Annotated in this window: 22 protein-coding genes; 7 read left to right on the top strand and 15 right to left on the bottom strand. The window is 73.8% G+C overall.

The features are described from left to right. Positions 1 to 69: 69 nt before the first annotated feature. Together BFF78_RS19370 and BFF78_RS19365 are read right to left on the bottom strand one after the other, a co-directional pair. A complete protein-coding gene (locus BFF78_RS19370) occupies positions 70 to 981 on the bottom strand; it encodes an MBL fold metallo-hydrolase (RefSeq protein WP_069779522.1) in 912 nt (303 codons plus the stop codon). Continuing rightward, on the bottom strand, positions 981 to 1,415 hold the full coding sequence (locus BFF78_RS19365) for a nuclear transport factor 2 family protein (RefSeq protein ID WP_069779521.1): 435 nt from the start codon (positions 1,413 to 1,415) through the stop codon (positions 981 to 983). Before BFF78_RS19365 ends, BFF78_RS19370 begins: the two co-directional genes overlap by 1 nt. Before the next feature lie 148 nt (positions 1,416 to 1,563). Here BFF78_RS19365 and fabG point away from each other — a divergent pair, with 148 nt between their 5' ends. Then, a complete protein-coding gene (fabG, locus tag BFF78_RS19360) occupies positions 1,564 to 2,349 on the top strand; it encodes a 3-oxoacyl-ACP reductase FabG (RefSeq protein ID WP_069779520.1) in 786 nt (261 codons plus the stop codon). A gap of 82 nt (positions 2,350 to 2,431) precedes the next feature. On the opposite strand, the gene BFF78_RS19355 is transcribed toward fabG, so the two are convergent. The 5 genes from BFF78_RS19355 to BFF78_RS19335 all read right to left on the bottom strand — a co-directional run bounded on the left by BFF78_RS19355 (position 2,432) and on the right by BFF78_RS19335 (position 7,777). Next, positions 2,432 to 3,652, bottom strand: a complete 1,221-nt coding sequence (locus BFF78_RS19355; protein WP_069779519.1) for a ketosynthase chain-length factor — start codon at positions 3,650 to 3,652, stop codon at positions 2,432 to 2,434. Further along, a complete protein-coding gene (locus BFF78_RS19350) occupies positions 3,649 to 4,917 on the bottom strand; it encodes a beta-ketoacyl-[acyl-carrier-protein] synthase family protein (protein WP_069779518.1) in 1,269 nt (422 codons plus the stop codon). The genes BFF78_RS19355 and BFF78_RS19350 overlap by 4 nt, the downstream gene beginning before the upstream one ends. Next, the gene (locus BFF78_RS19345; protein ID WP_069779517.1) at positions 4,914 to 5,201 is read right to left on the bottom strand and encodes an acyl carrier protein; all 288 of its coding nucleotides are present in this window, start codon (positions 5,199 to 5,201) and stop codon (positions 4,914 to 4,916) included. The genes BFF78_RS19350 and BFF78_RS19345 overlap by 4 nt, the downstream gene beginning before the upstream one ends. A gap of 104 nt (positions 5,202 to 5,305) precedes the next feature. Further along, positions 5,306 to 6,919: an acyl-CoA carboxylase subunit beta gene (locus BFF78_RS19340; RefSeq protein ID WP_069779516.1), complete on the bottom strand. Its 1,614-nt coding sequence runs from the start codon at positions 6,917 to 6,919 to the stop codon at positions 5,306 to 5,308. A gap of 69 nt (positions 6,920 to 6,988) precedes the next feature. Beyond that, positions 6,989 to 7,777, bottom strand: a complete 789-nt coding sequence (locus tag BFF78_RS19335; protein ID WP_069779515.1) for an AfsR/SARP family transcriptional regulator — start codon at positions 7,775 to 7,777, stop codon at positions 6,989 to 6,991. A 217-nt stretch (positions 7,778 to 7,994) separates the two neighbouring features. Here BFF78_RS19335 and BFF78_RS19330 point away from each other — a divergent pair, with 217 nt between their 5' ends. The 4 genes from BFF78_RS19330 (at position 7,995) to BFF78_RS19315 (ending at position 12,585) form a co-directional block, all read left to right on the top strand. After that, on the top strand, positions 7,995 to 8,369 hold the full coding sequence (locus tag BFF78_RS19330; protein ID WP_069779514.1) for a hypothetical protein: 375 nt from the start codon (positions 7,995 to 7,997) through the stop codon (positions 8,367 to 8,369). Continuing rightward, positions 8,366 to 10,636: a TOMM precursor leader peptide-binding protein gene (locus BFF78_RS19325; RefSeq protein WP_069779513.1), complete on the top strand. Its 2,271-nt coding sequence runs from the start codon at positions 8,366 to 8,368 to the stop codon at positions 10,634 to 10,636. Before BFF78_RS19330 ends, BFF78_RS19325 begins: the two co-directional genes overlap by 4 nt. Before the next feature lie 73 nt (positions 10,637 to 10,709). Then, positions 10,710 to 11,921, top strand: coding sequence for a sensor histidine kinase (locus BFF78_RS19320; protein ID WP_069779512.1), 1,212 nt, complete (start codon positions 10,710 to 10,712; stop codon positions 11,919 to 11,921). A 49-nt stretch (positions 11,922 to 11,970) separates the two neighbouring features. Then, a complete protein-coding gene (locus tag BFF78_RS19315) occupies positions 11,971 to 12,585 on the top strand; it encodes a response regulator transcription factor (protein WP_099054893.1) in 615 nt (204 codons plus the stop codon). On the opposite strand, the gene BFF78_RS19310 is transcribed toward BFF78_RS19315, so the two are convergent. The 6 genes from BFF78_RS19310 to BFF78_RS19285 form a co-directional block, all read right to left on the bottom strand. Further along, positions 12,582 to 13,424, bottom strand: a complete 843-nt coding sequence (locus BFF78_RS19310) for a 4'-phosphopantetheinyl transferase family protein (protein WP_069779510.1) — start codon at positions 13,422 to 13,424, stop codon at positions 12,582 to 12,584. The two genes, BFF78_RS19315 and BFF78_RS19310, sit on opposite strands and share 4 nt — an antisense overlap. A 4-nt stretch (positions 13,425 to 13,428) precedes the next feature. Beyond that, on the bottom strand, positions 13,429 to 14,661 hold the full coding sequence (locus BFF78_RS19305; RefSeq protein WP_069779509.1) for an acyltransferase domain-containing protein: 1,233 nt from the start codon (positions 14,659 to 14,661) through the stop codon (positions 13,429 to 13,431). A gap of 1 nt (position 14,662) precedes the next feature. Next, positions 14,663 to 16,393: an acyl-CoA dehydrogenase family protein gene (locus BFF78_RS45495; RefSeq protein WP_069779508.1), complete on the bottom strand. Its 1,731-nt coding sequence runs from the start codon at positions 16,391 to 16,393 to the stop codon at positions 14,663 to 14,665. A gap of 10 nt (positions 16,394 to 16,403) precedes the next feature. Next, the gene (locus BFF78_RS19295; protein ID WP_079161382.1) at positions 16,404 to 16,628 is read right to left on the bottom strand and encodes an acyl-CoA carboxylase epsilon subunit; all 225 of its coding nucleotides are present in this window, start codon (positions 16,626 to 16,628) and stop codon (positions 16,404 to 16,406) included. 63 nt (positions 16,629 to 16,691) lie between these two features. Next, positions 16,692 to 17,294 (bottom strand): antibiotic biosynthesis monooxygenase, encoded by a 603-nt coding sequence (locus tag BFF78_RS19290; RefSeq protein WP_159033026.1) that lies wholly within the window; start codon positions 17,292 to 17,294, stop codon positions 16,692 to 16,694. A 19-nt stretch (positions 17,295 to 17,313) separates the two neighbouring features. Continuing rightward, positions 17,314 to 18,309, bottom strand: coding sequence for an aromatase/cyclase (locus tag BFF78_RS19285; RefSeq protein WP_069779505.1), 996 nt, complete (start codon positions 18,307 to 18,309; stop codon positions 17,314 to 17,316). Between the two features lie 253 nt (positions 18,310 to 18,562). On the opposite strand from BFF78_RS19285, the gene BFF78_RS19280 reads away from it, so the two are divergent. Together BFF78_RS19280 and BFF78_RS19275 are read left to right on the top strand one after the other, a co-directional pair. Then, positions 18,563 to 19,456, top strand: a complete 894-nt coding sequence (locus tag BFF78_RS19280) for a glycosyltransferase family 2 protein (RefSeq protein WP_079161381.1) — start codon at positions 18,563 to 18,565, stop codon at positions 19,454 to 19,456. Positions 19,457 to 19,909: 453 nt separating this feature from the next. Continuing rightward, positions 19,910 to 23,512, top strand: coding sequence for a BTAD domain-containing putative transcriptional regulator (locus BFF78_RS19275; protein ID WP_069779504.1), 3,603 nt, complete (start codon positions 19,910 to 19,912; stop codon positions 23,510 to 23,512). 55 nt (positions 23,513 to 23,567) lie between these two features. On the opposite strand, the gene BFF78_RS19270 is transcribed toward BFF78_RS19275, so the two are convergent. Then, on the bottom strand, positions 23,568 to 25,268 hold the full coding sequence (locus BFF78_RS19270) for a bifunctional 3'-5' exonuclease/DNA polymerase (protein ID WP_069779503.1): 1,701 nt from the start codon (positions 25,266 to 25,268) through the stop codon (positions 23,568 to 23,570). 442 nt (positions 25,269 to 25,710) lie between these two features. Further along, positions 25,711 to 26,493, bottom strand: coding sequence for a Clp protease N-terminal domain-containing protein (locus BFF78_RS19265; RefSeq protein WP_069779502.1), 783 nt, complete (start codon positions 26,491 to 26,493; stop codon positions 25,711 to 25,713). Positions 26,494 to 26,586: the final 93 nt, after the last annotated feature.

The raw sequence follows: 26,586 nt of genomic DNA, 5'->3' as shown, positions 1-26,586 counted from the left end.
ACCTTTCGACGGTTTCGGGTTGCCAAGCGGAACGGTCCCCGCCGCGGCTCGAGTCCTGCTCGAGCGCGGCTAAGCCCGGCAGACGGGCAGCCCGCCGTGGTGGTCGACCATCTCCGCGAACAGGGCGCCGATGTCCAGCGGCGCCCCGGGGGCGGCGCCCTCCTCCTCCGCGTAGGCGCGGTGCAGGTTGGGCACCAGCCGTTCGCTGTCCAGCAGGCCGGCGAACTCGCCGAGGTCGGCCTCACGGGCGGCTTCGAGCGGGCTGAGCCCCGCCGCCCTGGCCGTGCGGGCCAGCTCCCGCAGCCAGCGCAGATAGCGTTCGGTGCCATCGAGCAGTTCCGGGCCGCCGACCGGGCCGTGGCCGGGTACGACCGTTTCGGCGCCGAGCCCGCGCAGTACGGCGATCGCGGCGAGCGAGCCGGCCAGGGAGCCCATGGGGATGAACGGGGTCACCCCGGACATCACCAGGTCGCCGGTGAAGAGCACCCGTTGCTCCGGCAGCCAGACGGCGGTGTCGTCGGTGCTGTGGGCGGGGCCGGGATGGATCAGCTCCATCGGCGTGGCCCCGAGGTGCAGCGTCATCCGCTCCCGGTAGCAGACGGTGGGCGGGTGGAGGCTGATCTCACCCCAGCGGACGTCCGGCCAGAGGGTGGTCAGGTGCAGTCCGGCCGCCGTCATGGCGGGACGCGTGTGTTCGTGGCCCACCACCACCGCGTCGGGCGCGAAGACGGCGTTGCCGAAGGTGTGGTCGCCGTGGAAGTGCGTGTTGACCAGCAGCCGGGGAGCGGCGGGCGTGAGCCGGCGGACGGCGTCGCGCAGCGCGTACGCCCGGTCCATGGTCGCCGCGGTGTCCACCACCGCGCACTCGCCCTCGACGGCCACCACGCCCGCGTTGTTCAGGCACCAGCCGCCGTCCGGCTGGACGTAGGCATGGACGCCCGCGCCGACTTCCTGGACGCGGGGCCGGTCCGGCGCGGCCATCAGGACTCGTGGTCGTAGGTGATGACCCGAGAGCGGACCAGCACGTCGTCGCCGTCCACCTCGAGCACGTCGTGCACCACGCAGGAGGGCGCGATCTCGGGCTGCCGGACGCCGGGACGGGCGGTGACGACCAGTCCGTAGGCGGTGCTGCGCCAGCTGCCGTCGTCCTGCGGGTCGAGGACGATCTGGCTGAACCAGTGGCGGCGCTGCACCGGATCGTCGCCGAACCGGGTCCGCTGGAACTCGTGCAGCATCTCCAGGATCGCGGCACGTCCCCGGCAGGGCTCCACCGTGGACAGGTGCTGGAAGAGGCCGTCCTCGGTGAAGGTCGCCGCGTACTCCTCGAACCGGCCGCCGTCCAGGGCCTGCATCTGGCGGGCGTAGAACTGCTGTGTGAGCAGGTAGAGGTCGGTGCGGGCGCGGGTGTCCGGCATGGTCTCCTCCAGTCGCGTCGGTCGCGTCCACCGTGCCCTGGGCCCCTCGCGCGGCGCTCGAATCCCGGCAGGTCCAGGCCTGTTCGACTCCGGCTCCAGGGCCGGCGACCACGCTGCTGCGGACAGCGGAAGGCGAGTTGGAGGAGACATGACTCAGACAGCAGCGCCGGTGGCGCTGGTCACCGGGGCCACCAGCGGCATCGGACGGGAGATCGCCGAGCGGCTCGCCCGGCGCGGTGCGCGGGTCTTCCTCTGCGCGCGCGGCGCCGAGGACCTGGCCGCCACGGTGAAGTCCCTGCGGGAGCAGGACCTTCAGGTGGACGGCACGGTGTGCGACGTGGCGCAGCCGGAGCAGATCCGCGCCTTCGTGCGGGCCGCCGTCGAGACGTACGGCCCGGTGGACATCCTGGTCAACAACGCGGGCCGCAGCGGCGGCGGTGCCACCGCGGAGATCCCCGACGACCTCTGGAACGACGTCATCACCACCAACCTCACCAGTGTCTTCCTGATGACCAAGGAGGTGCTGAACGCCGGCGGCATGCTGGCCAAGCGGCACGGGCGCATCATCAGCATCGCCTCCACCGGGGGCAAGCAGGGCGTGGTGCACGCCGCGCCGTACTCCGCGTCCAAGCACGGGGTGGTCGGCTTCACCAAGGCGCTCGGCCTGGAACTGGCCCGTACCGGGATCACGGTGAACGCCGTGTGCCCCGGCTTCGTGGAGACGCCGATGGCCGAGCGGGTGCGCGAGCACTACGCGGCGATCTGGGAGACCTCGGTGCAGGAGACGCACGACCGGATCACCGCGCGGGTGCCGATGGGCCGCTACGTCGAGCCCCGGGAGGTGGCCGCCATGGTCGAGTACCTGGTCGGCGACGACGCCGCGGCCGTCACCGCGCAGGCGCTCAACGTCTGTGGCGGGCTGGGCAATTACTGATCGCGTCACCGAGCGCGCCGTACGACGGATCGGCCGCCCCCGGCACGGGGGGCGGCCGATCCGCTTTCCGGTGTCCGGGTGCTCAGAGCGCGAACCCCCGGACGACCACGGCGGAGTTGAAGCCGCGGTGGCCGCGGGCCAGCACCAGGGCGGTGCGCACCGGCAGCTCGCGCGCGTCGCCGCGCACCACGTCCAGGCCGTACTCCTCGGGCACCTCGGTGGTGCCGGTGGTGGGCGGCAGGACGCCGTCCCGGATGGCCAGCAGCGCGGTCGCCACGTCCAGCGGGCCGCCCCCGGAGTAGAGCCGTCCGGTACGTGACTTGGGCGCCGTCACCGGCACCGCGCGGGCTCCGAAGAGACGGCCGATCGCCTCCGCCTCCACCCGGTCCAGCTCCGGCACGCCGGCGCCGTCGGCGAAGACCGCGTCCACCTGCTCCGGGCCGACACCGGCGTCCGCCAGGGCCAGTTCGGCCGCGCGGCGCAGACCGGGCTCGCCGCCGCTGCCCGGGGCCGGGTCGAACGTGGCCGCGTACCCGGCCAGTTCGCCGTGGACGCGGCCGACGCCGCGCTTGCGGGCGACCGCCTCGTCCTCCAGGACGAGCAGCGCGCCGCCCTCGCCGGGGACGCTGCCGCGCGCCGCCCGGTCGAACGGGAGGTAGGCGCGCGCCGGATCGGTGGCCGTACTGGTCCGCCCGGGGACCTGCTGGGCGACGAAACCCCACGGGTCGAGTGCGGAGTCGATGCCCCCGCTGACCACCAGCCCGGTGCCGCGCCGCACGGTGCGGCGGGCGTGCCCGAGCGCGTCCAGGCCGCCGGCCTGCTCGGCGACGAGCGCGGCGCTCGGTCCGCGCATGCCGTGCCGGATCGAGATCTGGCCGGTGTTCACCGCGTAGAACCAGGCGAAGGACTCGTAGACGCTGACGTACTGCGGCCCCTGGCGCCACAGCTTGCGGAACTCGCGGTGGGTGAAGTCGAAACCGCCGAGGGCGTTGGAGGTGACCACGCCCATGCCGTAGTCGGCGAGCTGCCCGGGCTGTAGGGCGGCGTCCTGCAGCGCCCAGCCCGCGGCGACCAGGGCGAGCTGGGTCGACCGGTCGGTCTGCGTCCGCAGGGTGCTGGGCAGGTGCTCCTTGGCCTCGAAGTCCGCGATCTGCCCGGCCAGGCCGGTCAGGCACCCCTCGGTCGAGAAGGCGGTGACCTCGGCGATCGCGCCGCGGCCGGCCAGGGCGGCCTGCCAGTACTCCTCGGCGCCGAGCCCGCCCGGCGCGGCGACGCCGATCCCGGTGATCAGTGTGCTGCTCACGTCGTCGCTCCTTCCGGGCGGCGGAGCACCATGGCGCTCTGGAAGCCGCCGAATCCGCTGCCCACGGTCAGCGCGGTGTCCACCCGGTGGTCGCGTGCGGTCAGCGGCACGTAGTCCAGGTCGCACTCGGGGTCGGACTGGTGGAGGTTGGCGGTGGGCGGCACCACGTCGTGCTCGATGGCCAGCGCGCAGGCGGCGATCTCGATCGACCCGATGGCGCCCAGCGAGTGACCCACCATCGACTTGATGGAGCTCACCGGGATCCGGTAGGCGTGCTCGCCCAGGCTGCGCTTGAACGCGGCGGTCTCGTGCCGGTCGTTCTGTTTGGTGCCGGAGCCGTGGGCGTTGATGTAGTCCACCGCGGTGGGGTCGATCCGGGACTCGTCCAGCGCCACCCGGATCGCCTCGGCCATCTCCCGGCCGTCCTTGCGCAGGCCGGTCATGTGGTAGGCGTTGCAGCGCGTCGCGTAGCCCGTGACCTCGGCGTAGATCCGGGCGCCGCGGGCGCGGGCGGTCTCGTACTCCTCCAGGACGAACATCGCGGCGCCCTCCGCCAGCACGAAGCCGTTGCGGGAGGCGTCGAACGGGCGGGAGGCGTGCTCCGGGTCGTCGTTGCGGGGGGTGGTGGCCTTGATGGCGTCGAAACAGGCGACGACGATCGGGGTGACCGGGGTGTCCGACGCCCCGGTCACCATGACGTCGGCGCTGCCCTCCCGGATGAGCTGGGCGGCCAGCCCCACCGAGTCGAGACCGGAGGTGCAGCCGTCGGAGATCAGCGTGACCGGCCCCTGGGCGCCCGCGTCCCAGGCGACCTCGGCGGCCATGGCCCCCGGGGTGAGGTAGTCGAACATGTGCGGCGAGGCGTACGCGGGGTCCACCACCCACTCCCGGCCGCTGTCGGACAGCACCACGTACTCGTTCTCCAGGCTGGTCGCGGAGGCGACGGCGCTGCCCAGCACCACGCCGAGGCGGAACGGGTCCAGCGCGCCGAGTTCCAGCCCGCTGTCCGCCACCGCCTCCCGGGCGCAGGCCACCGCGAACTGGGTGGCGCGGTCCATCCGCCGCACCTGGCGGGCGGTCAGTCCCTCGGTGGCCGGGTCGAAGTCGACGGTCGCGGCGACCTGGGAACGGAACGGCGCGGGGTCGAAGAAGTCGATCAGCCGGGTCGCCGTGCGGCCGGCGGTCAGCAGGTCCCAGAACTCCTTGGTCCCGCTGCCGCCGGGCGCGCGCACGCCGATGCCGGTGATGACGGCGCGACGGCTCACCGGCCCCCCTCGCCACCGGCCGTGGCACCGCGGCTGGTGTTGATCAGGTCGAGCAGCGCGCGCGGGGTCTCGGCGTCGACGACGGCATCGTCGGGTATGGTCACGCCGTACTCCCGCTCGATCTCGCCGATGACCTGCAGCAGGGCCAGCGAGTCGTAGCCGAGTTCGAGGAACGGCGTGTCGATGACGTCGCCGTCCAGGTCGACGCCCTCCTCCTCTCCGACGCTCTCCCGCAGCATGGTGGTGAGCCGGGCCAGGGTGACCTCGGTGTCGGTGGTCGTCATGGTGTGTCTCTCCTTCTGGCGAATTGCCGGTGCAGCCATGTTTCGGCCACGTGCTCGACGGGCGCTCGCGTCCGCATGGACCGCGGAAGCGGGGTCGTGGACCCTCACAGCGGGGTGATCCCGTGTTTGCGCTCGGGCAGGTCGGTCTTCTTGCCGCGCAGCATCGCGAGCGAGCGGACCAGCACCGCCCGGGTGTCCGCCGGGTCGATGACGTCGTCGACGAGGCCGCGCTCGGCCGCGTAGTAGGGGTGCATCAGCTCGGTGCGGTACTGCTCGACCAGCCGTGCCCGGGTGCCCTCGGGGTCGTCGGAGCGGGCGATCTCCCGGCGGAAGACGACGTTCGCCGCTCCCTCCGCGCCCATCACCGCGATCTCGTTGGTCGGCCAGGCGAAGCACAGGTCGGCCCCGATGGAGCGGGAGTCCATGACGATGTACGCGCCGCCGTACGCCTTGCGCAGGACCACCGAGATACGCGGCACGCTGGCGTTGCAGTACGCGTGGAGCAGCTTGGCCCCGTGCCGGATGATGCCGTCGTGCTCCTGGCCCACCCCGGGCAGGAAGCCGGGCACGTCGACGAGGGTGACCAGCGGGATGCTGAACGCGTCGCAGGTGGAGACGAACCGGGCTGCCTTCTCGGAGGCGTGGATGTCCAGCACCCCGGCCAGTACCGAGGGCTGGTTGGCGACCACGCCGACCACCTGGCCGTCCAGCCGGGCCAGCGCGCAGACCACGTTGCGCGCCCAGGACTCGTGCACCTCCAGGAACTCGCCGTCGTCGACGATCTCCTCGATCACCGCCCGGATGTCGTAGGCCTGTCCGGGCTCGGCGGGCACCAGGTCGGTGAGTGCCTCGCAGCGCCGGTCCGGCGGGTCGGCCGGGGCCTGCGCGGGCGGCAGCTCGCGGTTGTTGGACGGCAGCAGCGACAGCAGGTAGCGCACGTCGGCCAGGCAGGACGCCTCGTCGTCGTGGACGAAGCCCGCCACGCCGGAGAGGGCGGCGTGGGCGTCGGCCCCGCCGAGCCCGTCGTGGCTGATGGCCTCACCGGTGACGGCGCGCACCACGTCCGGCCCGGTGATGAACATCTGCGAGGTGCCGCGCACCATGAACACGAAGTCGGTCAGTGCGGGCGAGTACGCGGCCCCGCCGGCGCAGGGCCCGAGCATCACGCTGATCTGCGGGATCACCCCGGAGGCGGCGACGTTGCGGCGGAAGATCCCGCCGTAGCCGGCCAGCGCGGTGACACCCTCCTGGATGCGCGCTCCGGCACCGTCGTTGAGGGACACCAGGGGAGCGCCCGCGGCCTCCGCGAGGTCCATCACGCGGTGCACCTTGGCGGCGTGCGCCTCGCCCAGGCTGCCGGCGAACACCCGGAAGTCGTGGGCGTAGGCGAAGACGGTACGGCCGTGCACCAGGCCCCAGCCGGTCAGCACCCCGTCGCCGTGCGGCCGGCGGTCCTCCAGGCCGAAGCCGGTCGCCCGGTGCCGGCGGAGCGGTTCCAGTTCGGTGAACGTGCCTGGGTCGAAGAGGAGTTCCAGCCGCTCGCGCGCCGTCAGCTTGCCCTTGGCATGCTGCCGGTCGGTGGCCTCGGGGTCCGGGCCGAGGACGACCTCGCCCTTGAGGCGGCGCAGCTCGGCGGTGGAGTTGCGCAGGTCACGCGGCGGTACGGGGACGGCGCCGAGCGGTGCGGCGACCGTCGTGGTGTCGTCGAGGATCGTCATTGCCCGAACGTAAGCACCGGGGCTCGAAACCGGCTCGAGCACCGGCGGGCCGATCCCTCGGGACCGGCCCTATGCCGACAGTCCGGCGTCGAGCACCGGTTCCCCGGAGAGCACCGCCTGCTGCAGCCGCTGCAGCCGGGGCGAGGGCTCCATGCCGAGCTCGTCGACCAGGGTCCGGCGCAGCCGCTGGTAGGCGTGCAGGGCCCGCCAGGAGGCCCCGGACTGGTGCAGGGCGATCATCAGCTGGGCGCAGAAGTTCTCGTGCATCGGGTGACGCATCGTCATGCTGTAGAGCTCGGGGACGAGTTCGGAGTGGCGGCCGAGCCGCAGGTCGGCGTCGAACCGGCGCTCCAGGCAGACCGTACGGTTCTCGGTCAGCCGCAGCACCTCCAGTTCGAGCACGCTGCCCACCCGCACGTCCACCAGCGCGGGCCCGTTCCACAGCGCCAGCGCCTCGCCCAGCAGCCGGGACGCCGTGGCGTAGTCCTCGGCGTTGAAGGCCGCCCGGCCGGCCGCCGCCGTCCGCTCGAACTGGTGGGCGTCCACCTGGCCGGGGCGCACCCGGAGCGAATATCCGCCGTGCTGGGTGACCAGAACCTGCTTGGCGTCCCGGCCGGCGTCGTCCGCCAGCGCCTGCGAGATCCGCCGCCTGAGCTGCAGGATGTACGTCTGCAGCGTGGTCGCGGCGCTGCGCGGGATGGACTCGCCCCAGATCTCCTCCATGAGCGTGGGGACCGGCACGACGTGATCGGCCTGCAGCGCGAGCAGGGCCAGGATCTGCCGGGGCTTGGCCGCACTCGGAACGCAGGAGACGCTCCCCTCTCCTGCCTCCAACGGGCCGAGGACCTTGATGTCCATGACGTTCTCCCCTCGTTGGGCCGCACCCGGGCGGCCGTCCTTCGAGGGTGCCGTTCACCGGGCCGGCGGCCCAGTGAGCCGCTCACCACGGCAATCATGAAAATCTCACACCTGGCCGGTGAAACCGCCACTGGGCTGGGCGTCTTCGGCGACCGCAGAATCAAGCCACACCGGAGGCGTTCACCGGAACGCCCGGCCAAACGGAGGGATCGCCCAGATGTCCGTGACGCTGTCGCCCACCGACCTTCCCGTCCGCACCGCCCCGGCCCGGCCGGGATCCGACGACCACCGGCTGGCCGAACTGCTCGCCCGTACCGGGCTGGAGCGCGATCTCGGCCGCCGCTATGTCGCCGACCCGCTGTCCGTCCTCGACGAGTTCGGCCTGACCGGGCTGTGCGCCGCCGAGCCGCTCTACACCGGTGCCGAGCTGGTCATCGAGGACCTCGGCCACACCGCGCCCTTCGCCGGCGGCACCTTCGGCTGCTGGACCTCGCCCGACCACCGCCCGCACCGCCCGGCCCCCGACACCGTCCCCGCGCCCGCTCCGGGCGAGGGCACCGAGGCGCCCGCGAAGGCGGCCCCGGCCATATGACCAGCGGGGGACGCAGGGTCGGGTTCAGGCGCCACATGCGGGTCGAGGTGGTGCCGGGGGAGGCCGCCTACCTGCTCTCCCCGCAGGGGGTGTCAGCGCTGCACGGAGACCGGGTGCAGCTGCTGGCCCCCCTGCTCGACGGCACCCGGACCCTGGAGGAGGTGCTGCGCGGCGCCGGATCCGCCCTCCCGGCCCTGGAGGCCGGCCGGCTGCTGGCCGAGCTGGGCCGGGCCGACCTGGTGGCCTACCGGGAGGCCGCGGCCGACGCCCCGCCCGAGGCGCTGGCGTACTGGGACCTGGCGGGACTGGACGGCGACGCCGCGGCGACCGCGGTGGCGACCACCCCCGTCCAGGTCATCGGGGTCGGCGGGGTGGACGCCGAGCAGGTGCGGGCCGCCTGCTCGGACTCGGGTCTCGTCCCGGCCGCCGAGGGCCGGGCGGCGGGCCTGTCCCTGGTCGTCTGCGACGACTACCTGGACCCGGAACTCGCCGACCTCGACGCCTGGCACCGGGAGCGGGGGCGCCCCTGGCTGCTCGCCCGCCCGGACGGCGCACAGCCGTGGGTCGGGCCGGTGTTCACCCCGGGCTCGGGGCCCTGCTGGCACTGCCTCGCGCACCGGCTGCGCGCCCATCGGGCGGCCGAACTGCCCGTGCAGCGCGCCCTGGAGAGCGACCGCCCGCTCAAGCGTCCGGTGGCGGAACTGGCCGCCGGGCGCGCCCTCGGCCGGCACACCGCCGCGCTGGAGGCGGCCAAGTGGCTGGCCGGCGCCCGGCACGACGGCCAGCGTTCGCTGTGCGTCCTGGACACGCTGACCCTGCGCAGCACACACCATCCCGTGCGCGCCCGGCCGCAGTGCCCCGCCTGCGGCGACCCGGGGCTGGTCGCGGCGCGGGCCAGGCGGCCGATCCCGCTCGCGCCCCGGCCGAAGGCCACCGGAACCGGCGGCAACCACCGCTCCCTGAGCCCTGAGCGGATGCTGGAGCGCTACCGGCACCTGGTGAGTCCGATCACCGGGGTGGTGAGCGGCATCACCCGGGACGAGCGGCTGCCGGAGGGCCTCAACTGCTATCTCTCCGGCCGGAATCTGGCCCTGTCCGGAACCACCCTTGACCAGCTGCGGGGCCATCTGCGCAGTTCCAGCGGCGGCAAGGGCACCACCGCGCTGGAGGCCCAGGTCGGCGCGCTCTGCGAGGCGGTGGAACGTTACTCCGGCACCCGCCAGGGCGACGAGTACGTACTGCGGGACACCCTGACCGGGATCGGCCCGCAGGCCCTGCACCCCAACGACTGCCAGCTCTTCGCCGAACGGCAGTTCACCGGCCGTGAGGAGTGGAACGCGCGGCACTCGGCGTTCCACCGGGTGCCGGCCCCCTTCCGGGCGGACCGCCCGGTGGAGTGGACGCCGGTGCGCTCGCTCACCACGGGCGGTGAGCGCTGGCTGCCGACCTCGCTGCTCTACTTCACTCCGGCCGGCAGCCGGGACGCGGCCGAGGGCCCGTGGGCGGACTCCAACGGCAACGCGGCCGGGAGCAGCCTGGAGGACGCCGTCGTCCAGGGCTTCCTGGAACTGGTGGAGCGGGACGCCGTCGCCCTGTGGTGGTACAACCGCACCCGCCAGCCGGCCGTCTGCCTGGACGCGTTCGACGATCCCTGGGTGGCCGGGCTGCGCGAGTCCTGCGGCCGGCTGCGCCGCGAGCTGTGGGTGCTGGACCTGACCGCCGACTTCGGCATCCCGGTGATGGCGGCCGTCTCACGCCGTACCGACAAGCCCGCCGAGGACATCGCCCTGGGCTTCGGCGCGCACTTCGACCCGCGGCTGGCGCTGCGCCGGGCACTGACCGAGATGTGCCAGCTGCTCCCAGTCGTGGCGCGGGCCGACCCGGACGGCGGCGGATACGGCACCAGCGAACCGGATTTGCTCGACTGGTGGACCCGCCGCACCGTGGCCGACCAGCCCTACCTGGTGCCGGATCCCGGCGAGTCGCCGCGCACGCCCGGCAGTTGGGCCTACGTCCCGAGCGAGGACCTGCTCCAGGACGTACGGACGGCAACGGCGCTGACCGAGCGGCACGGTATGGACCTGCTCGTGCTCGACCAGACCCGGCCGGATCTCGGCCTTCCGGTCGTGAAGGTGATCGTGCCCGGTCTGCGGCACTTCTGGGCGCGCTTCGGTCCGGGCCGGCTGTTCGACGTCCCGGTTGAGCTGGGCAGGCGGGACAGGCCGATTCGTTACGAGAACCTGAACCCCGTCCTCTTGTTCTATTGACCCTCCCGTGAGGGAGTTGTGACGGTTACGATTACGCCGCCCGTCATTGGCCCCCCTACCGAGGAGCTCGCACGTGACCGACGCATTCGTCGACGCGTCTGCCGCCTCGGCGGTGACGGAGCCCCACCCACCCGTCCCGCCTCCTCTTCTGGCCAGGACGATCACCCTGGTGGTGGTGCTCTGGTACGGCGTGGTGGTGGCGCTCAACGTGCTGTGGAGCCATGCGTCGGCGTCCAGGTTATGGATCAGCATCGGCTGTGTGACCGTGCTGTTCGCCGTGCAGGCGCTGCTGACCTCGTCCGGTGCGCGGCGGTGGCCGGCCCGGCGGCGGTGGACGGCGCTGGCCACGCAGGCGGTGATGACGTATGTGCCGTTCCTGTTCTTCGGACTGGACTGGGGAAGCATGTCCGGGCCGCTGGCCGGATCGTGTCTGCTGCTGCTGAGCGGGTGGCTGCCGTGGCTGCTCTACGCCGCGATCGGGGCCGGCGAGGTGCTGATCGCACAACTCGCCCACCAGAACGCGGTGATGACGGCCTATCTGACCGCCTCCACGATGATCGCGGGCGTCATCCTCTACGGCATGACCCGGCTCACCGACCTGATCACGGAGGTGCACCGCTCGCGCGCCGAGCTGGCCCGGATGGCGGTGGCCCAGGAGCGGCTGCGCTTCGCTCGCGACCTGCACGACCTGCTGGGGTACAGCCTCTCCGCGATCACGCTGCAGACCGAGCTGATCTACCGGCTGATTCCGAGCCGTCCGGAGCAGGCCCGCGCCGAGACGGCCTCGGTGCTGCAGATCGCGCGGCAGGCACTGGCCGATGTGCGTCTGGTGGCCCGCGGCTACCGGGACATGTCGCTGGCCGCCGAGGCGGCCTCCGCGGCCGAGATCCTGCGCGCCGCGGACATCCGCGCGCAGGTGGGGGTGGACTGCGCGGGCCTGCACCCGGTGATCGACACCGTGCTGGCCACGGTGCTGCGGGAGGGCGTGACCAACGTCCTGCGGCACAGCAAGGCGCAGCACTGCAGCATCACCGCCGTGCGGGAAGGCGACACCGTGCGCCTGACCCTCGACAACGACGGGGTGCCGGAGCAGCCCGCAGTACGCTCGAAGGACATGAGCGGCAGCGGGATCGGCAATCTGCGGCACCGTGTGGAGCAGGTCGGTGGCCGCCTCGACGCCGCCGTGGGACCGGACGGCCGCTTCCGGCTGACGGCCCAGGCGCCCGTTCGCCCGATCGCGGTGGCGGACGCCGAGAGACAGCCCGCGCGCAGCGTGGCTGCCTGAGAAACAGGTTCCGGCGCCGCCGGGACCTGACGGGGGGAAGGACCGGGGAGTGCGACCGGTAAATATTCTGCTCGCCGAAGATGTGCGGATGATACGGGGCGCGTTGATCGCGCTGCTGGAACTGGAGCCCGATCTGAAGGTGGTGTCGGCGGTCGACCGCGGCGACATCATCGTGCCGGAGGCGCTCAAGTCAAGGCCCGACGTGGCCGTGATCGACATCGACCTGCCCGGGACGGACGGGCTGACGGCCGCGGCCGAACTCCATCGGCAGCTGCCCAGCTGCCGCACCCTCATCCTGACCAGCCTGGGCCGCCCCGGCACGCTGCGGCGGGCCATGTCCGCGCAGGTCGGCGGCTTTCTGCTGAAGGACTCGCCGCCGGACCAACTGGCCCGCGCGGTACGGAAGGTGGCGGCGGGCCAGCGGGTCGTCGATCCGGAGCTGGCCCTCTCGGCCTGGGACTGCCCGCCCAACCCGCTCTCGCCGCGCGAGCTGGAAGTGCTGCGGCTGGCCGCACAGGGCGCGGACGCGGCGGAGATCGCCGCGTGCCTCTTCCTCTCCCAGGGCACGGTGCGCAACTACCTCACGGCGATCGTGTCCAAGCTCAACGCACGCAACCGGATCGACGCCATCCGTATCGCCGAGGAGGCCGGCTGGATCCCCTAACCGAGTTCCGGGCCGGAGTCGAGCAGCGCGGCGAGCAGGCCCTCGTCGATCATCGTGTGCACCGCCAGGTCGGCGGACTCGCCGAAGCCGGCGTCGCACACCGCCGCGCTGATCACATAGCGGCCCGCGACGTCGAAGACGCGGAACTCCCAGCCCGGCGCGCTGCACCGGGTACCGTCCGGCCGGACCAGCGAAGGACCGGCGCCGTCCTCCGGCAGGGCGAAGCCGAACTGGGTGAAGCGCAGCCGCAGTCCCTGGCCGAGGGCCTTGCTGTACGCCTCCTTGAGCGTCCACAGCCGTACCAGCCGCGCGTTGCGCTCCAGGAAGGGGCCGACGGCCGCCAGCCGCGCCCGCTCGTAGGGCGTACAGGACTGCTTCTCGGAGGCGGTGCCCGCCATCCGGCGGTCGGCCAGCTCCACGTCCACACCGATACGACCGCGCCGGGTGATGCCCACCACGATGATCTCCTCGGTGTGGCTGAGGCTCACATCGATCTGGTCGCAGCCGCGGACGTAGGGGCGCCCGCCCGGCTGGTAGGCGAGGTCCACCAGTTCCGCGCGGGTCTCCAGGGCCGCCGCGGCGACCTGCCGCAGCAGCAGCCGGGAGGTCGCGAAGCGCCGCCGGGTCTTCGGCTGGTCCGCCAGGGCCCGGTAGCGGTGCCAGTCGCGGCCCAGCAGGGGCCGCAGCCGCTCCTCGTCCTCCTCGTGCTCGTCCGGCAGCCAGTCCTCGGTCGCCCCGTACACCAGGACCGTCCCGGTGGCGGAGAGCTGCTCCCGTACTCCCCGTGCCCAGTCCTGCGGCGGTGGCACCACCCGCAGGGGCACGTCCATGACGGCCATCGCCTCAGGCCTCCGCCAGCGCCGTGGTGAGCGGGCCCGCGCCGAGCGCCGAGAACGTCCCGGCCAGGTCGACCGCGTTGGTCTCCGGACCGCGGCACATCGGCAGGCAGACGGGCCGGCAGCGCCCCTGCGCCCGCCGCACGTACGGCGTGAGCACCGCCTTGGGCCCGATCTCCACCACATGCGTGGGGGTCTGCTGGTCCAGCAGATTGCGGATCGCCTCCGCGAACCGGATCGGCGCCGTGGTCTGCTCCGACCAGTACGAGGCGTAGAGCGGCTCGCTGGTGCTGCGCCCGTGCACCGTCGAGTAGTACGGCACCCCCGGCATCCCGCCGCTCACCCGCCGGGCCGCCGCCTCGAACTTGCTCCGCACCGGGCTCATCAGCGGCGAGTGGTAGGCGTGCTCGACCGGGAGCGTCCGGGTGCGCACCCCGCGCGCGGCGAGCCGCTCCGCGACCCGCTGCAGCGCCGCCGCCTCCCCGGAGAGCACCGTGGCCCGGGTGGCGTTGATCGCCGCGACCACCACACCGGGCTCACCCGCGGCGGCCTCGGCGCTCTCGTGCGGCGACAGGCAGGTGGCCAGCATGCCGCCGCCACGCGGCAGGTACTGCATGAAGGCGCCGCGCAGCGCGACGAGTTGGGCCGCGTCCCGCGGGCTGATCGCCCCGGCGACCGCGGCCGCCGCGAACTCCCCCATGCCGTGCCCCAGCACGGCCACCGGCCGCACCCCCGCCTCGGCGAGCGTGGCGGCCAGGGCGTAGCCGACGGCGAAGACGGCGGGCTGGGCGAACGCGGCGCGATGGATGCGCGGGTCGCCGTCCATGATCAGCTCGACCACCGACAGACCGGTCCAGGGCAGCAGCACCTCGGAGATCTCGTCCAGGTGGCGGCGGTAGACCGTGGACTGTGTGTACAGGCCGGCCGTCATGCCCGGGTGCTGGCTGCCCTGGCCGGTGAACACGAACGCCGCCCGGACACCCCCGTCGCGCTCGGCCAGTTCCTCCCGGACGGCCAGGAAGCCGGCCAGCGAGCGCACGGTCGGGAAGTCCCAGATGTCGGCCGGTTCGATCACCGGCCCCAACCGTTCCTCGATGTCGCCGTAGAGGCTGAGCGCGGCTGCCGAGTCCAGGCCGTACTCGGCCAGCGGCGCGTCCGGGTCGACCGGCCCGCCGAGGTAGTGGGCGACCCGCTCGCCGAGCCAGTCGAGGTAGGGCTGGTCACTGGTGCTTCCGGACATCTCAGGACTCCCATCGGGCGAGGTCGGTGGCGTACAGGTCATAGCTGCGCGGGGCGGTGGTCCGGGACAGCAGCTCGGACAGCATCCGCTCCTCGGCCTCGGCCGGCCGGTCGGGGAGGGCCAGGCCGAGACGGCGGCCGAGGCGGTAGAGCGCGGCGGTCGGCCAGGCCGGGTCGGCGAGGAAGCCGCCCGCGCCGTCCCGCGCCGCCCGCCAGACGCCCAGGCAGGCGGCCCCGGCCAGCAGCAGGGCGTACCGGTCGGCGAGCGAGAAGCAGTGCGGGTCGGCCAGCGCCCTCCGGTCCCCGGGCGGGACGGCGCGGAACGCCTCCCGCAGTTCGGCGAGTTCCGCGGTGTGCGCCCGGGCCAGGAAGCGCAGGGTCGCCGGGCCGGCGGGGTCCGCCTCCAGCGCGTCCGTGCCGGCCACCAGGGTCGCGGCCAGCGGATCGGCGTCGGCGAGCAGCGCCGGCTCGACCAGGTCCAGTGGCGGCAGACCCTCGTGCGGGCGGAACAGCGCCGCGGGCGCCTCGGCGTCGGCGAACCAGGAGTTCCGGGCGAAGAACGGCAGTTGGGGCAGCAGGGTGACCTGGCGGCCCGCGCTGCCGGCGTGACCGAGCGAGGTGACCGGCATGTCACGCACCTGTTTGCGGAACATCCGGTAGTCCCCCTCCTCGGCGAAGCTGCGCTCGCCGAGGACCGCGGCGAGCGCGTCCATGCTCTCGGCGAGGATCTTCGGCGCCACATACGCGGCGGCCGCGGCGACGGCGCTGCTCTGCCCCGGCAGCAGGTGCAGTGCCCGGGTGGCGACCAGCGCCAGGCAGTCGCTCATCAGCAGGTCGAGGAAGGCCCCGGCGAGCACGGCCCGGCTGTGCCGGACGTCCAGCATGGAGCGGCCGTGCCGGGGCCGCAGCGCGCAACGGGCCACGGTGCGCAGCGCGGTGTCCGCCGCGGAGAGCAGCACGGACGGGATCAGACCGCGCACCACCAGCGAGGACCGCAGCGACAGCTCGTATCCGTCGCCCGGCTGCCCGACCAGCGCACTCTCCGGTACGGGACAGTCCTGCGCACGCACTCCGCCGAACTCGGCACCGGGCATCCCGCTGGTCGTCTGCCGGGCGAGCGGTACCAGCCGTCCCGGCGGCAGGTGCCTGCGGTCCAGCAGCAGCATGGAGTAGCGGCGCTGCTCGTCCCCGGCCATCCGGGCGAAGACCACCAGGCCGTCCGCGCGTGAGGCGTTGACCACCACGGACTTGCTGCCGGTCAGCAGATAGCCACCGCCCGCGGCGGCGTCGCGCGGGGTCATGGTCAGCTCGCCGCGCAGCAGGTTGTTGCCGTGCGCGAGCTCCTGGCGCACCAGGGCAACCCGTCCGCCGTCCAGCAGGATGCGGGCGACGGCGGTGCGCTGCTCGTCGCTGCCGCGGCTGAAGACCGGGGCGGCGGCGAAGAAGCAGTTGAGGCCGTAGCCGAAGCCGGCCGAGGCGTCCCGGCGGAAGACCGGCCGCAGCACCCGGCCGAGCACGTCCATGCGGCTGAGCCGGCCGCCCAGCTCCTCGGGTACCAGCTCGGCGTTCCAGGTACAGGCGTCGAGGACCTTCTCCAGCGCGGGCAGCACCTCGGAGCGGGCATCCGCGTCGAGCAGCGCCTCCTGGCCGGTCGGGTTGGCCGGGTCCTCCAGCGGGCCCAGCATCTGCTCCAGTCGGGCGATGCGTTCCTCGGGCGTCGGTTTCCCCGTCATCGCCGTCCTCTCATGGTTCGTGGGGGGCTGACCAGGCGGCCGGCGGCCGGAACCGCCGCCTGTTGTGTGCCCACGGGGCCCTCGGCCGGCGTGGGGGCTCGCCGTGGGGGCGGGCGAGCAGGGTGAGCAGCACGGCGGTCAGCGCGGCCAGCTCGGCGGCGTCCGGCTGTCCCCGTACGACGGTGAAGTGCGGCTCGGACACGGGCGGTCCCGGTACTCCTGGGGCGTCGGTCATGACCCCAGCCTGACCCGGCCGGCACGAACACGGCTCGAACACCACTCGGATGCCGACCGCTGTTCAGTCGAGCGGTGACTGCGGCCGGTAGGCCAGATGGCGGGTGCGTTCCACCTCCACCACGGCCGCCGGAGCGACCCGGGCCGCGAACTCCTGGACGATCCCGCTCCGCAGGGTGGCGGCGCAGGACGCGCCGTCCCGCCACCACAGCAGGGCCTGGTAGCGCCGCGCGTGCAGCGTGGAGCGCAGCAGGTCGCTGCCGCCGTGGCCGGGACGGCGGGCCAGCTCCGCCGCCAGCACGCCGAACGCCGACTCGACCGTACGCCAGTCGCCGTGCACCTGGATGCGCAGCAGCAGGACGCTGTCCTCCCCGACCCGGGCCTCGCCCAGCACCGTCCGGGCGATGCTCACCGCCTGGTCGGCCTCGGTCTCCACCATCGCGCCGAGCCGCCGCACCCGGTCCAGGTACGGCTCGTCGTGCACCGCGGAGACGAAGCTGTGCAGGCTCCGCCAGTGGCCCAGATGCGTGTACACCTCCGGTCGGTCGAGCAGGCGGACGGTGACCAGGAAGTCGAACCCGGGCACGTGGAGCAGATAGTCGGCGTAGTCCTGGAACTCCCGCTCGAACTTCTCGGTGTTCCCCTTCACCGTGAACCGGTGGATCACGGTGAAGGGTCTGCTCAGGTCACGCACCGGTCCGCGCCGCCGCCCGCAGGCGCTCCGCGAAGTCCCTGGCGTGCCGCAGCGTCGCCCGGCTGTTCCCGCTCAGCGCGGCACGCACCTTCTGCGCCGCGTCGGCGGTCGTCGCATCCCGGCCGTAGACCTGGCGCACGCCGTCCGGGTCGAGCATGACGGCGTGCCAGGAGACCGCCCGCGACCGGGGCCCGCCGTCGGCGCCGTCCGCAAGCGGCTCCACCGTCCACCGCCCGGTGTGCCCGCTCAGGGCGACCGGGGTCTTGCGCTGCTTGTAGACGAGGGTCCGGCGCTCGGGGAAGCACAGCCGGACCGAGCTGGTGTCGTGCCGGGAGCCGTCCGCCGCGAGCGTCCGCATGTCCAGGTGCTGGACGACCTCGCCGACAGCGGGCTCGGACTCCGCCAGGTCGACCGCCTCGACGTGCGGCAGCCGCTCGGCCCACAGCTCCGCCCGCGCCAGGAAGCCGAAGACGTCCTCGGCGCGTCCGTCGATCTCGACCGCGTCCTCGAAGGCGAAACGCTGGGCGTCGCCGAGTTCCGCGGCGGCCTTGAGCGCGCCCAGTTCGGCTCGGCTGTTGTCGTCCACGGCCCGGGAGATCAGCTCGACGGCGGACGGGTCGTCGTCCACCGCGCGGAAGTCGTGCAGCAGCACGACCCGGCAGCCGCCGCCCTCGCCCGGCAGCACACGCCATTCACCGCCCATCGCCGCGATCGGCGGCGCGCTCACCACTTGACGGAAGCTGACCGTGCCCGCCTCGGCGTCCAGCACCCGGCGCGAGGTCCAGCCGGCGACCCGGCCCTCCAGCGTCGCCCAGATCTTCAGCAACTGCTCGCCGCCGTGCTCCTTGAGCACCTCGACGTGCACAGTGGGCCCGAAGACCAGTGGCCAGGCGGAGACGTCCGCGATCAGGCCGTACACAGCGGCCGGCGACGCCGCCACCGTGATCGAATGCTCGGTGACGTGCTCGCGGTTGTCCACAGGATCCATCCCTTCACCCGGCGCCACTCCCCGCAGTGCACTCACCGTCCCACCTCGCCCTCGAATCCCGCTCGACTCCCCGCGACGGCCGAACAGCCCGCCTTCCGGCGGCTGAGGAAACGTATGAACAAAACAGGAGCAAAGGGGCCGCAAAGTGAATCGGGGTCCGGTGAACCCGGGGATCTGAGGCAACATCTTGGTGAACGGTGGGCACCGCGCGGTCAGGGCGTGGTGCCGCCGTCGGCCGGATGGGGTGAGGGACGTGGTGGAGCCGAGGATCGCCGTCGCCGTGGTGACCATGGGCAACCGGCCCGCCGAGGTCGACGCCCTGCTCGAGTCCGTGGCCAAGCAGGACCTCGCCCCCGCCCGCATCGTGGTCGTCGGCAACGGCTGCCGGCTGCCCGAGTTCCCCCGCCGGCTCTCCCTGCCCGGCGAGGTCACCACCATCGACGTGGAGGAGAACCTCGGCTGCCCGGGCGGCCGGAACGTCGCCCTCGCCCGCCTGCGCGAGTACGGCGACGTCGACATCGTCGTGGAGTTGGACGACGACGGGCTGCTCGTCGACGCCGACGTCCTGCGGCGCGTACGGGACCTGTACGCCGCCGACCCGCGCCTCGGCATCGTCGGCTTCCGCATCGCCGACGAGCACGGCGAGACACAGCAGCGGCATGTGCCGCGCGTCGGCAAGTCCGATCCCCTGCGCGGGGGTTACGTCACCGGATTCCTCGGCGGCGGCCACGCCCTGCGCATGGCGATGCTGGCCGGGACGGGGGACTGGCCCGCCGAGTTCTTCTTCGCGCACGAGGAGACCGACCTCGCCTGGCGAGCCGCCGACGCCGGCTGGAAGATCCTCTACGCCCCCGAACTGCTGCTCCAGCACCCCAAGACCTCCCCGGCCCGGCACGCCATCTACTACCGCGTCAACGCCCGCAACCGCGTCTGGCTCGCCCGGCGCCGGCTGCCGCTGCCGCTGATCCCCGTGCACCTCGGGGTGTGGACGCTGCTCACCCTCGCCCGCACGCGCTCCCTGGCGGGGCTGCGGGCCTGGTTCGGCGGTTTCGTGGAGGGTCTGCGGGAACCGGCCGGCGAGCGCCGCCCCATGCGGTGGCGGACGGTGTGGCGGCTCACCCGGCTCGGGCGTCCGCCGGTGATCTGAGCGGCGGGGTGCGGGCTTGTGCGGTGAGCCGGCCGGCGTGAACACCGTGCATACGGCGCGGAGAGGGAACGGGACGGGGCCCCGGGCGTTCACCTCCGCCGACCGGGGCCCCTTGCGTCCCCGAACCCAGCCTGCGGCGACACTCCCCCGAGTTACGCGACATACGCGCGCGCCGTGGGCCGGATCCGATGCAAGTGATCACATCAAGGTCCGCCAACGGATCGCTAACATATGGCCAACGGTTCGTCGGCAGGGCGCGGACCCGTTGGCCGAAACGTGCCGACGGTTTCCGGGCCAGGTCGTCGGACAGGCCGATCCGGGGCCGGGTCGGCCGGCAGAAGGTGGCGGGAAACCGTTGTGGACAGGGTGGAATTCCGCCAGGGAGCGGCGGGCGCACGCCCGTCGCGGAGCACGGTCGGCCCCGACCGCACGGGAAGGCAGTGGAGCGGCGTGATGCGGCGGTGCGAGCTGCGGTTCGGACTGCTGGGACCACCGGTCCTCTACGACCGACCGCCGTTCGATATCTCGTACGAGCCCCCCGGCGCCCTCTCCGGCACCTCACCCGCCGACGACATCCCCGACGACGCCGTCCGCGCCATCGGCAGCCCCAAAGTGCGCACTCTGCTCGCCGCGTTGCTGCTGGAGCCGGGCCGGGTCGTGTCGGTGGAGTCGCTGAAGGACGCCCTGTGGGGCGGGGCACCGCCCGTCTCCGCGCAGGCGTCCCTGCACAACCACGTCACCCGGCTGCGCCGGCTCCTGGACGACCCCGACCGGCTCAGGGCCGTACCGCCGGGATACGTACTGCGCGTCGACCAAGGGGAGTTGGACGTGCACGTCTTCGACGCCCGGGTCGCCGAGGCGCGTGCCGCGCACGCCCGGCGGGACTGGCCGGGGGTCGTACGGGCCTGCACGGCCGGACTCGCCCTCTGGCGCGGCACCCCGCTCAGCGGACTCCCCGCCGACCTCGGCGGCTACGCCCTGGTACAGCGCCTGGAGGAGGCCCGCCGGCTCCTGCTGGAACGGCGTTACGACGCCGAACTCGCCCTGGGCGGGGCGCGGTTGTCCGGGATCGTCCCGGAGCTCGCGGCGCTGGTCGCCGAGTACCCGCTGCGTGAGGCGTACCACCGTCAGCTCATGCTCGCCCTGCACCGCACGGGCCGTCAGGCCGAGGCCCTCGCCGTCCACCGTGATCTGCGCGCCCGCCTGATCGAGGAACTCGGCGTCGAACCCGGCCCGGCGGTCCGCGAGGCACACGTCGAGGTGCTGCGGGGGAGTGACGGGGAGGACCAGCAGCGCAGGACGGAGGAGGAGCGCCGGGGCGGGCCGCGGATCGCCGAGGAAGGCGTCCGCCGACAGCCGCAGGCGGCCGGTGAGTCGGAGGGTGCCGCCAAGGAGGAGGGACCGACGCCGGACCGGCACGAGGGCGGCGGCACACCGGGCCCCCGGCAGGCTCCTCGCCCGGCCCAGCTCCCACCCCCACCGGCCCACTTCACCGGCCGTGCCGACGTCCGTCGCGCGCTCCGGCACACCCTCACCGAGCCGCCCGCGCCGGCCCCCGCCATCGCCGTGATCAGCGGCATGGCGGGCGTCGGCAAGAGCGCGCTCGCGCTGGATGTCGCGCATGAACTGCGGGCGCGTTTCACCGATGGCCAGCTGTACGTCAACCTGCACGGCGCCACGCCCGGCATGACCCCGCTCACCTCCGCCCAGGCGCTCGCCGCACTGCTCCGGGACCTGGGCGCCGAGCCCCGCAGCATCCCCGAACACCCGGACGCGGCCGCCGCGTTGCTGCGCTCGCTGCTCGCTCCGGCACGCATCCTGCTGGTGCTGGACGACGCGGCGAACGCGGCCCAGGTACGGCCCCTGCTGCCGGCCGGACCCGGCTGTGCGGTCATCGTCACCAGCCGCTCGCCGCTGACCGCCCTCGACGGCGCCCGGCGCTTCCCGCTCGCTCCGCTGACCGGCGAGGACAGCGCGGCGCTGCTCCGCGCGGTGAGCGGACGCGAGGGGCTGGACGCCGGGCACGCCCTGGTCGAGCTGACCGGCCGGCTCCCGCTGGCGCTGCGCGTGGTCGCGGCGCGGCTCGCGGCCCGCCGCGCCCTCACCCCCGAGGTGCTGGCGGACCAACTGGCCGACACCGGCGGCCGGTTGCGCCACCTGGAGTACGACGACCTGAGCGTCCGGCGCTCCCTGGCCGTCGCCCACGACGCGCTCGCCGCCGCCGAGCGCGAGGCGGACCAGGACGCGGCCCTCGCCCTGCGCCGCATCGGCGCGCTGGACCTGCCGACGTATGGCGCCCCGCTGATCGCCCGCCTCACCGGCACCGACGAGCGCCGCGCCGAGGCCGCCCTCGACCGCCTCGTCGACGTCGCCCTCCTGGAGGAAACGGCCTACGGCCGCTACGCCCCACACGACCTGGTCCGCGACTTCGCCCGCGAACTGGCGGACCCGGGACCGGCCATGGGCACGGCAACACCGACCGCGCCCCCAGCCGAACCCGAGCCGCCCGGCACCAACGGAACGGACCCCACCGACACATCCAGGCACACTCCCACCCCACCCCGGACCGCCGACGCACGCTCTGGCGCGCCGGTGGAGGCCGACCGTCGGACGGACCCGTCCGATGTGTCCGCGTCGGCTTCGGCTTCGGTCCCGGATGCCGGTGCATGCTCCGGCGCGTTCGGGGAGGCCAACCGTCCGACCGACTCCGCCGATGTGTCCCCGCTCGGTTCCGGTGCGGGCCCGGCTGCCTTCCCGGGCAGTGGTGCACGCTCCGGTGCGCCCGTGGACGTCGGCCGTGGGACGGACTCGGCCGATGTGTCCGCGCCCGCTCCCAGCCCCGACCCGGCCGCCCTCCCGCACGCCGGTGTGCGCCCCGGCGTCCCCCGCGACGTCGCCCCCCACCTCGGCTCCGTCCCCGGCCCCACCCCCGACCTGACCGCCCTCCGTTGGTATGCCGCCGTCGCCGAGCGGGTGTTGGAGGCGGTCGTGGAGCCCGGGATCGATCTGGACGACCGGCGTCGGGCGACCTCTGCGCAGCCGGTGGAGCATGCGGGGGACGTGGCCGAGGTGCCCGCCTTCGAGTCCGACGAGGAGGCCTTCGGCTGGGGCGAGGTGGAGCTGGAGAACGTCGTCGCGCTCGTGGCGCGCAACGCCGACACGGCCGACCCACGCCGGGCCGCCCACCTCTCGGCGCTCGCGCGGCTGCTCTTCCCCTACGTCCAGCGCGGCGGACGGGTCGCCGAGATGGAGGTGCTGGGGCAGGCCGCCCTCGGCGCCGCGCGGCGGCTCGGGGACGCGGCGGCCGAGGCGTACGCGCTGGGCGACCTGGCGGGTCTGCACTTCCTGACCGGCCGGCAGAAGGACGCCCTCGCCCTCACCGACCAGTCCCTGGAGATCTGGCGGCGCCTCGGCGTCGCCTCCCGGATCCGGCGCTGCCTGAACAACCGGGGGCTGCTGCTGGAGGGCCTCGGCCGGTTCGCGGAGTCCGGGGAGGCACTGCGGCAGAGCCTCGCGTACTCGCGGCAGCTGAACGATCCCTACGGAGAGGCCGTCACCCGCAGCCACCTGGGCAATCTCTACGAGCACACCGACCCGCGTGCCGCCATCGAGCAGCACCGGCGCTCGCTGGCGATCGGGGACGCGATCGGCGCGGTCATCGTGCGGCACTCCGCCCACTGCAACATCGGTTACGCCCAGCTCGCCCTGGGCGAACCGGCCGCCGCCGCCCGGCACTTCGAGGAGAGCCTGGTCATCCTGGGCGGCCACGGCGACTGGCACGGCGAGTCCCAGACCCGGCTCGGCCTGGTCCGCGCGCTGCGGGAGCTGGGGGAGACCGAACGGGCGGAGCGCGAGTGCGCCGAACTGCTGCGCCGGGCCGATGCCCGCGCCGACCGCTACATGGGCGGACTGGCCCGGCACCAGCGCGGGCTGCTGCTGAGCGCGCAGGGGCGGCGGGCGGAGGCCCACGACACCTGGCGCGCGGCGCTCACCGCGCTGGACGGTACGGACGCGCAGACGGTCGTGACGGAGCTGCGCGAGCTGCTCGCCCAGTGACCAAAGGGCCCTTGAACAGCCCGCGAACAGCGATCGAAGTGCGCCCAGGCAGCGCTCACTTGGCGTCGGCATAGCACTCCACCACCGCCGTCGTGAACGGGAACCGCACCGGTGTCTCGCCGAAGGTCAGCCGTCCGGCGAGGTCGGCGGAGGCACGGATGGCCCGGACGACCTCCTCGGCCTCCTCGGCGGGGCAGTGCACGATCACCTCGTCGTGCTGGAAGAAGACCAGCTCGGCCCCGAGCTCCGCGCAGGCCCGGCGGAGCCCGGCGAGCATCAGCAGCGCCCAGTCGGCCGCGCTGCCCTGGACGACGAAGTTCCGCGCGAAGCGGCCCCGCGCCCGGGAATTGGTGGAGGCATAGCCGGGGACCCAGGCGGCCTGGCCGTCGGGCCGTGTCTCGGTGTCGTCCTCACCGAGGGGAATGCCCGCCTCCTCCGCCGCGTCCTCGCCGGACCCGGTCGCCGGCGGGCAGGTCCGGCCCAGCCAGGTGCGCACCAGCCGGCCCTCCTCGCCCGCGCGCGCCGCCTCGTCGACGTACGCGACGGCCTTCGGGAAGCGGCGGCGCAGCGCGGCCAGGTTCTTCAGGCCGTCGCCCGAGGTCTGGCCGTAGACCGCGCCGAGCACGGCGAGTTTGGCCTGGTCGCGGTCGCCGGAGAAGGCTCGGTCGGAGACGGACTGGTAGAGGTCGCTCTCGCGGCCGGCGACCTCCATCAGACCGGGGTCCCGGGAGATCGCGGCGAGCACCCGCGGCTCCATCTGGTCGGCGTCGGCCACCACCAGCCGCCAGCCGGGGTCGGCGACCACGGCCCGGCGGATCACCTTGGGAATCTGCAGTCCGCCGCCGCCGTTGGTCACCCAGCGGCCGGTGACCGTGCCGCCGGCGAGGAACTCGGGGCGGAAGCGGCCGTCGCGCACCCAGTCCTGCAACCAGGACCAGCCGTGCGCCACCCAGATGCGGTACAGCTTCTTGTACTCCAGCAGGGGTTTGACGGCCGGGTGGTCGACGGACTGGATCTCCCAGCGGCGGGTGGAACGCACCTTGATGCCGGCCTGGGCGAAGGCCTTGATCACATCGGCGGGCAGGTCGGGGCGCACCCGGCGGCCGAAGGCGGCGGACACCTCGTCGGCCAGCTCGGCGAGGCGACGCGGCTCGCCGCCGCCCGCGTACCGCTCGCCCAGCAGGTCGTGCAGCAGGGCGCGGTGGACCCCGGTGCTCCAGGGCAGGCCCGCGTGGTTCATCTCGGCGGCGACCAGCATGCCGGCCGATTCGGCGGCCGTCAGCAGCCGCATCCGGTCGGGGTGGGCGGTCCGCTCATGCCGTCGCAGCTGCTCGGCGTGGACCGCGAGGAGGTCGGTCAGGGGCAGATGGGCGCCGGTGGGCTCGAACAGCGGGGACTGCGCGCCCGGTTCGGCCGAGCGCTGGGGCGGGTCGGGCGGTACGGGGCCGCCCCGGAGGCGGGCCAGGGCGGCGGCGGCCGAGCGCGGCTCGCCGTACCGGCCCTCATGGCCCAGCAGGAGTGTTTCGGCGTCCTCGATGTCGTAGCACCGCTCCACTCGCACCCCCGTGGCGAGCAGGCGCGGGTAGACCTCGTGCGTGGACCGCCACACCCAGCGTGTCACCTCCGGGCGGCTCCGCACCGCCCCGGCGAGATCCCCCTCCCGCCGCACCGGCCCGGCGGGCAGCCCGTCCGGGCCGAGGGGGGCGACGTCCACGCCTCCATCCTCGGCCGGCGCGAGAGCCCACCGGTCGGTCATGACTGCGAGTGTGGCAGCCGGGTCTGACAATCGCTCTGACCTGCGATTTCAGTCCCCGCCGGGGCGCTCCGGCGGCACGGTCCGGGCGGTTCGGCCCGACCGCTGGGGCTTCGGCGGCACGGTCCGGGCGGCTCGGCCCGACCGCTGGGGCTTCGGCGGCACGGTCCCGGCGGCTCGGTCCCGCAAGTTCCTCCCGGCAGGGCCGAGCCCGGACGTGCCGTCCCGTTGACCCGGTCGCCCAGGCTTCGTCCGGTGGCGCGGTCCCGGCGACCCGGCCCCGCAGGTGCGGTGCGACGGGCGGGCCGGGTCCGCACATGCAGGTGCGGTACGGCGGCCCGGCCCCGCACATGCAGTCCCGGCGCCCCGGTCCCGGCGGCTCAGTCCCCGTCGGCTCGGTCCCGCGGGTTCGCCGCTCGGCGTTTTCAGCCCCCGCAGGGGCGGCTCAGTCCTCGGAGCCCTTCGAGGAGTCGCCCGCCCCGGCCTCGTCCGTCGTTGCCGTCGCCTGCTTCTGCTCCATCACCAGCGACAGCAGCTTGGCGAGGTACTCCTCGCTGGCCGCCTTGGTGATGCCGAGGTCGCTGAGGACGCCCTGGCCGTTCTCCTGCTCCAGGAGCGCGAGCAGGATGTGCTCGGTGCCGATGTAGTTGTGGCCGAGCCGGAGGGCCTCGCGGAAAGTGAGTTCCAGGGCCTTCTTGGCGTCGGGGCCGTAGGGGATGAGCTCGGGTACGTCGTCCGCGGCGGGCGGAAGCGCGGCGGACGCGGCCTGCCGTACGGAGTCCAGGGGCACCCCCTGCGCGGTGATCGCCTTCGCGGCCAGGCCCTCCGGCTCGGCCAGCAGTCCGAGGACCAGGTGCTCGGGGCGGCCCTCGGGGTTGCGGGCCGCCAGCGCCTCGCTGTGTGCGGCCATGACCACGTTCCGCGCGCGCGTGGTGTAGCGGCTGAAGCCCTGGCTGGGGTCGAGGTCGGCGGACTCCTTCGGCACGAACCGCTTCTGCGCCGCCTGCCGGGTCACGCCCATGCTCCGGCCGATCTCGGTCCAGGACGCGCCCGAGCGCCGGGCCTGGTCGACGAAGTGGCCGATCAGGTGGTCGGCCACGTCACCGAGGTGATCGGCGGCGATCACCGCGTCCTGGAGCTGGTCCAGGGGCTCGGGATGGACCTTCTTGATGGCCTCGATGAGGTCGTCGAGGCGTACGGATGCCGTGATGTTCGGGTCGGTCGCCATGTGTCAACCGTAGGTTGCGCCCAGCATAGTGTCAACCGACAGTTGACAGCCTTGCGCTCGTCACTTCGGCATGGCGGCCACCCTCCCGGCCCC

This window comes from Streptomyces fodineus (genome assembly GCF_001735805.1).
Classification (GTDB): Bacteria; Actinomycetota; Actinomycetes; order Streptomycetales; family Streptomycetaceae; genus Streptomyces; species Streptomyces fodineus.
This window is presented reverse-complemented; position numbering and strand designations above follow the sequence as displayed.

Excerpts from the sequence above, each read along its gene's own strand:
- BFF78_RS19370 (WP_069779522.1), bottom strand. The coding sequence starts at position 981 with ATGGCCGCGCCGGACCGGCCCCGCGTCCAGGAAGTCGGCGCGGGCGTC.
- BFF78_RS19365 (WP_069779521.1), bottom strand. The coding sequence starts at position 1,415 with ATGCCGGACACCCGCGCCCGCACCGACCTCTACCTGCTCACACAGCAG.
- fabG (WP_069779520.1), top strand. The coding sequence starts at position 1,564 with ATGACTCAGACAGCAGCGCCGGTGGCGCTGGTCACCGGGGCCACCAGC.
- BFF78_RS19345 (WP_069779517.1), bottom strand. The coding sequence starts at position 5,201 with ATGACGACCACCGACACCGAGGTCACCCTGGCCCGGCTCACCACCATG.
- BFF78_RS19340 (WP_069779516.1), bottom strand. The coding sequence starts at position 6,919 with ATGACGATCCTCGACGACACCACGACGGTCGCCGCACCGCTCGGCGCC.
- BFF78_RS19335 (WP_069779515.1), bottom strand. The coding sequence starts at position 7,777 with ATGGACATCAAGGTCCTCGGCCCGTTGGAGGCAGGAGAGGGGAGCGTC.
- BFF78_RS19330 (WP_069779514.1), top strand. The coding sequence starts at position 7,995 with ATGTCCGTGACGCTGTCGCCCACCGACCTTCCCGTCCGCACCGCCCCG.
- BFF78_RS19325 (WP_069779513.1), top strand. The coding sequence starts at position 8,366 with ATGACCAGCGGGGGACGCAGGGTCGGGTTCAGGCGCCACATGCGGGTC.
- BFF78_RS19310 (WP_069779510.1), bottom strand. The coding sequence starts at position 13,424 with ATGGCCGTCATGGACGTGCCCCTGCGGGTGGTGCCACCGCCGCAGGAC.
- BFF78_RS19305 (WP_069779509.1), bottom strand. The coding sequence starts at position 14,661 with ATGTCCGGAAGCACCAGTGACCAGCCCTACCTCGACTGGCTCGGCGAG.
- BFF78_RS45495 (WP_069779508.1), bottom strand. The coding sequence starts at position 16,393 with ATGACGGGGAAACCGACGCCCGAGGAACGCATCGCCCGACTGGAGCAG.
- BFF78_RS19295 (WP_079161382.1), bottom strand. The coding sequence starts at position 16,628 with ATGACCGACGCCCCAGGAGTACCGGGACCGCCCGTGTCCGAGCCGCAC.
- BFF78_RS19285 (WP_069779505.1), bottom strand. The coding sequence starts at position 18,309 with ATGGATCCTGTGGACAACCGCGAGCACGTCACCGAGCATTCGATCACG.
- BFF78_RS19275 (WP_069779504.1), top strand. The coding sequence starts at position 19,910 with ATGCGGCGGTGCGAGCTGCGGTTCGGACTGCTGGGACCACCGGTCCTC.
- BFF78_RS19270 (WP_069779503.1), bottom strand. The coding sequence starts at position 25,268 with ATGACCGACCGGTGGGCTCTCGCGCCGGCCGAGGATGGAGGCGTGGAC.
- BFF78_RS19265 (WP_069779502.1), bottom strand. The coding sequence starts at position 26,493 with ATGGCGACCGACCCGAACATCACGGCATCCGTACGCCTCGACGACCTC.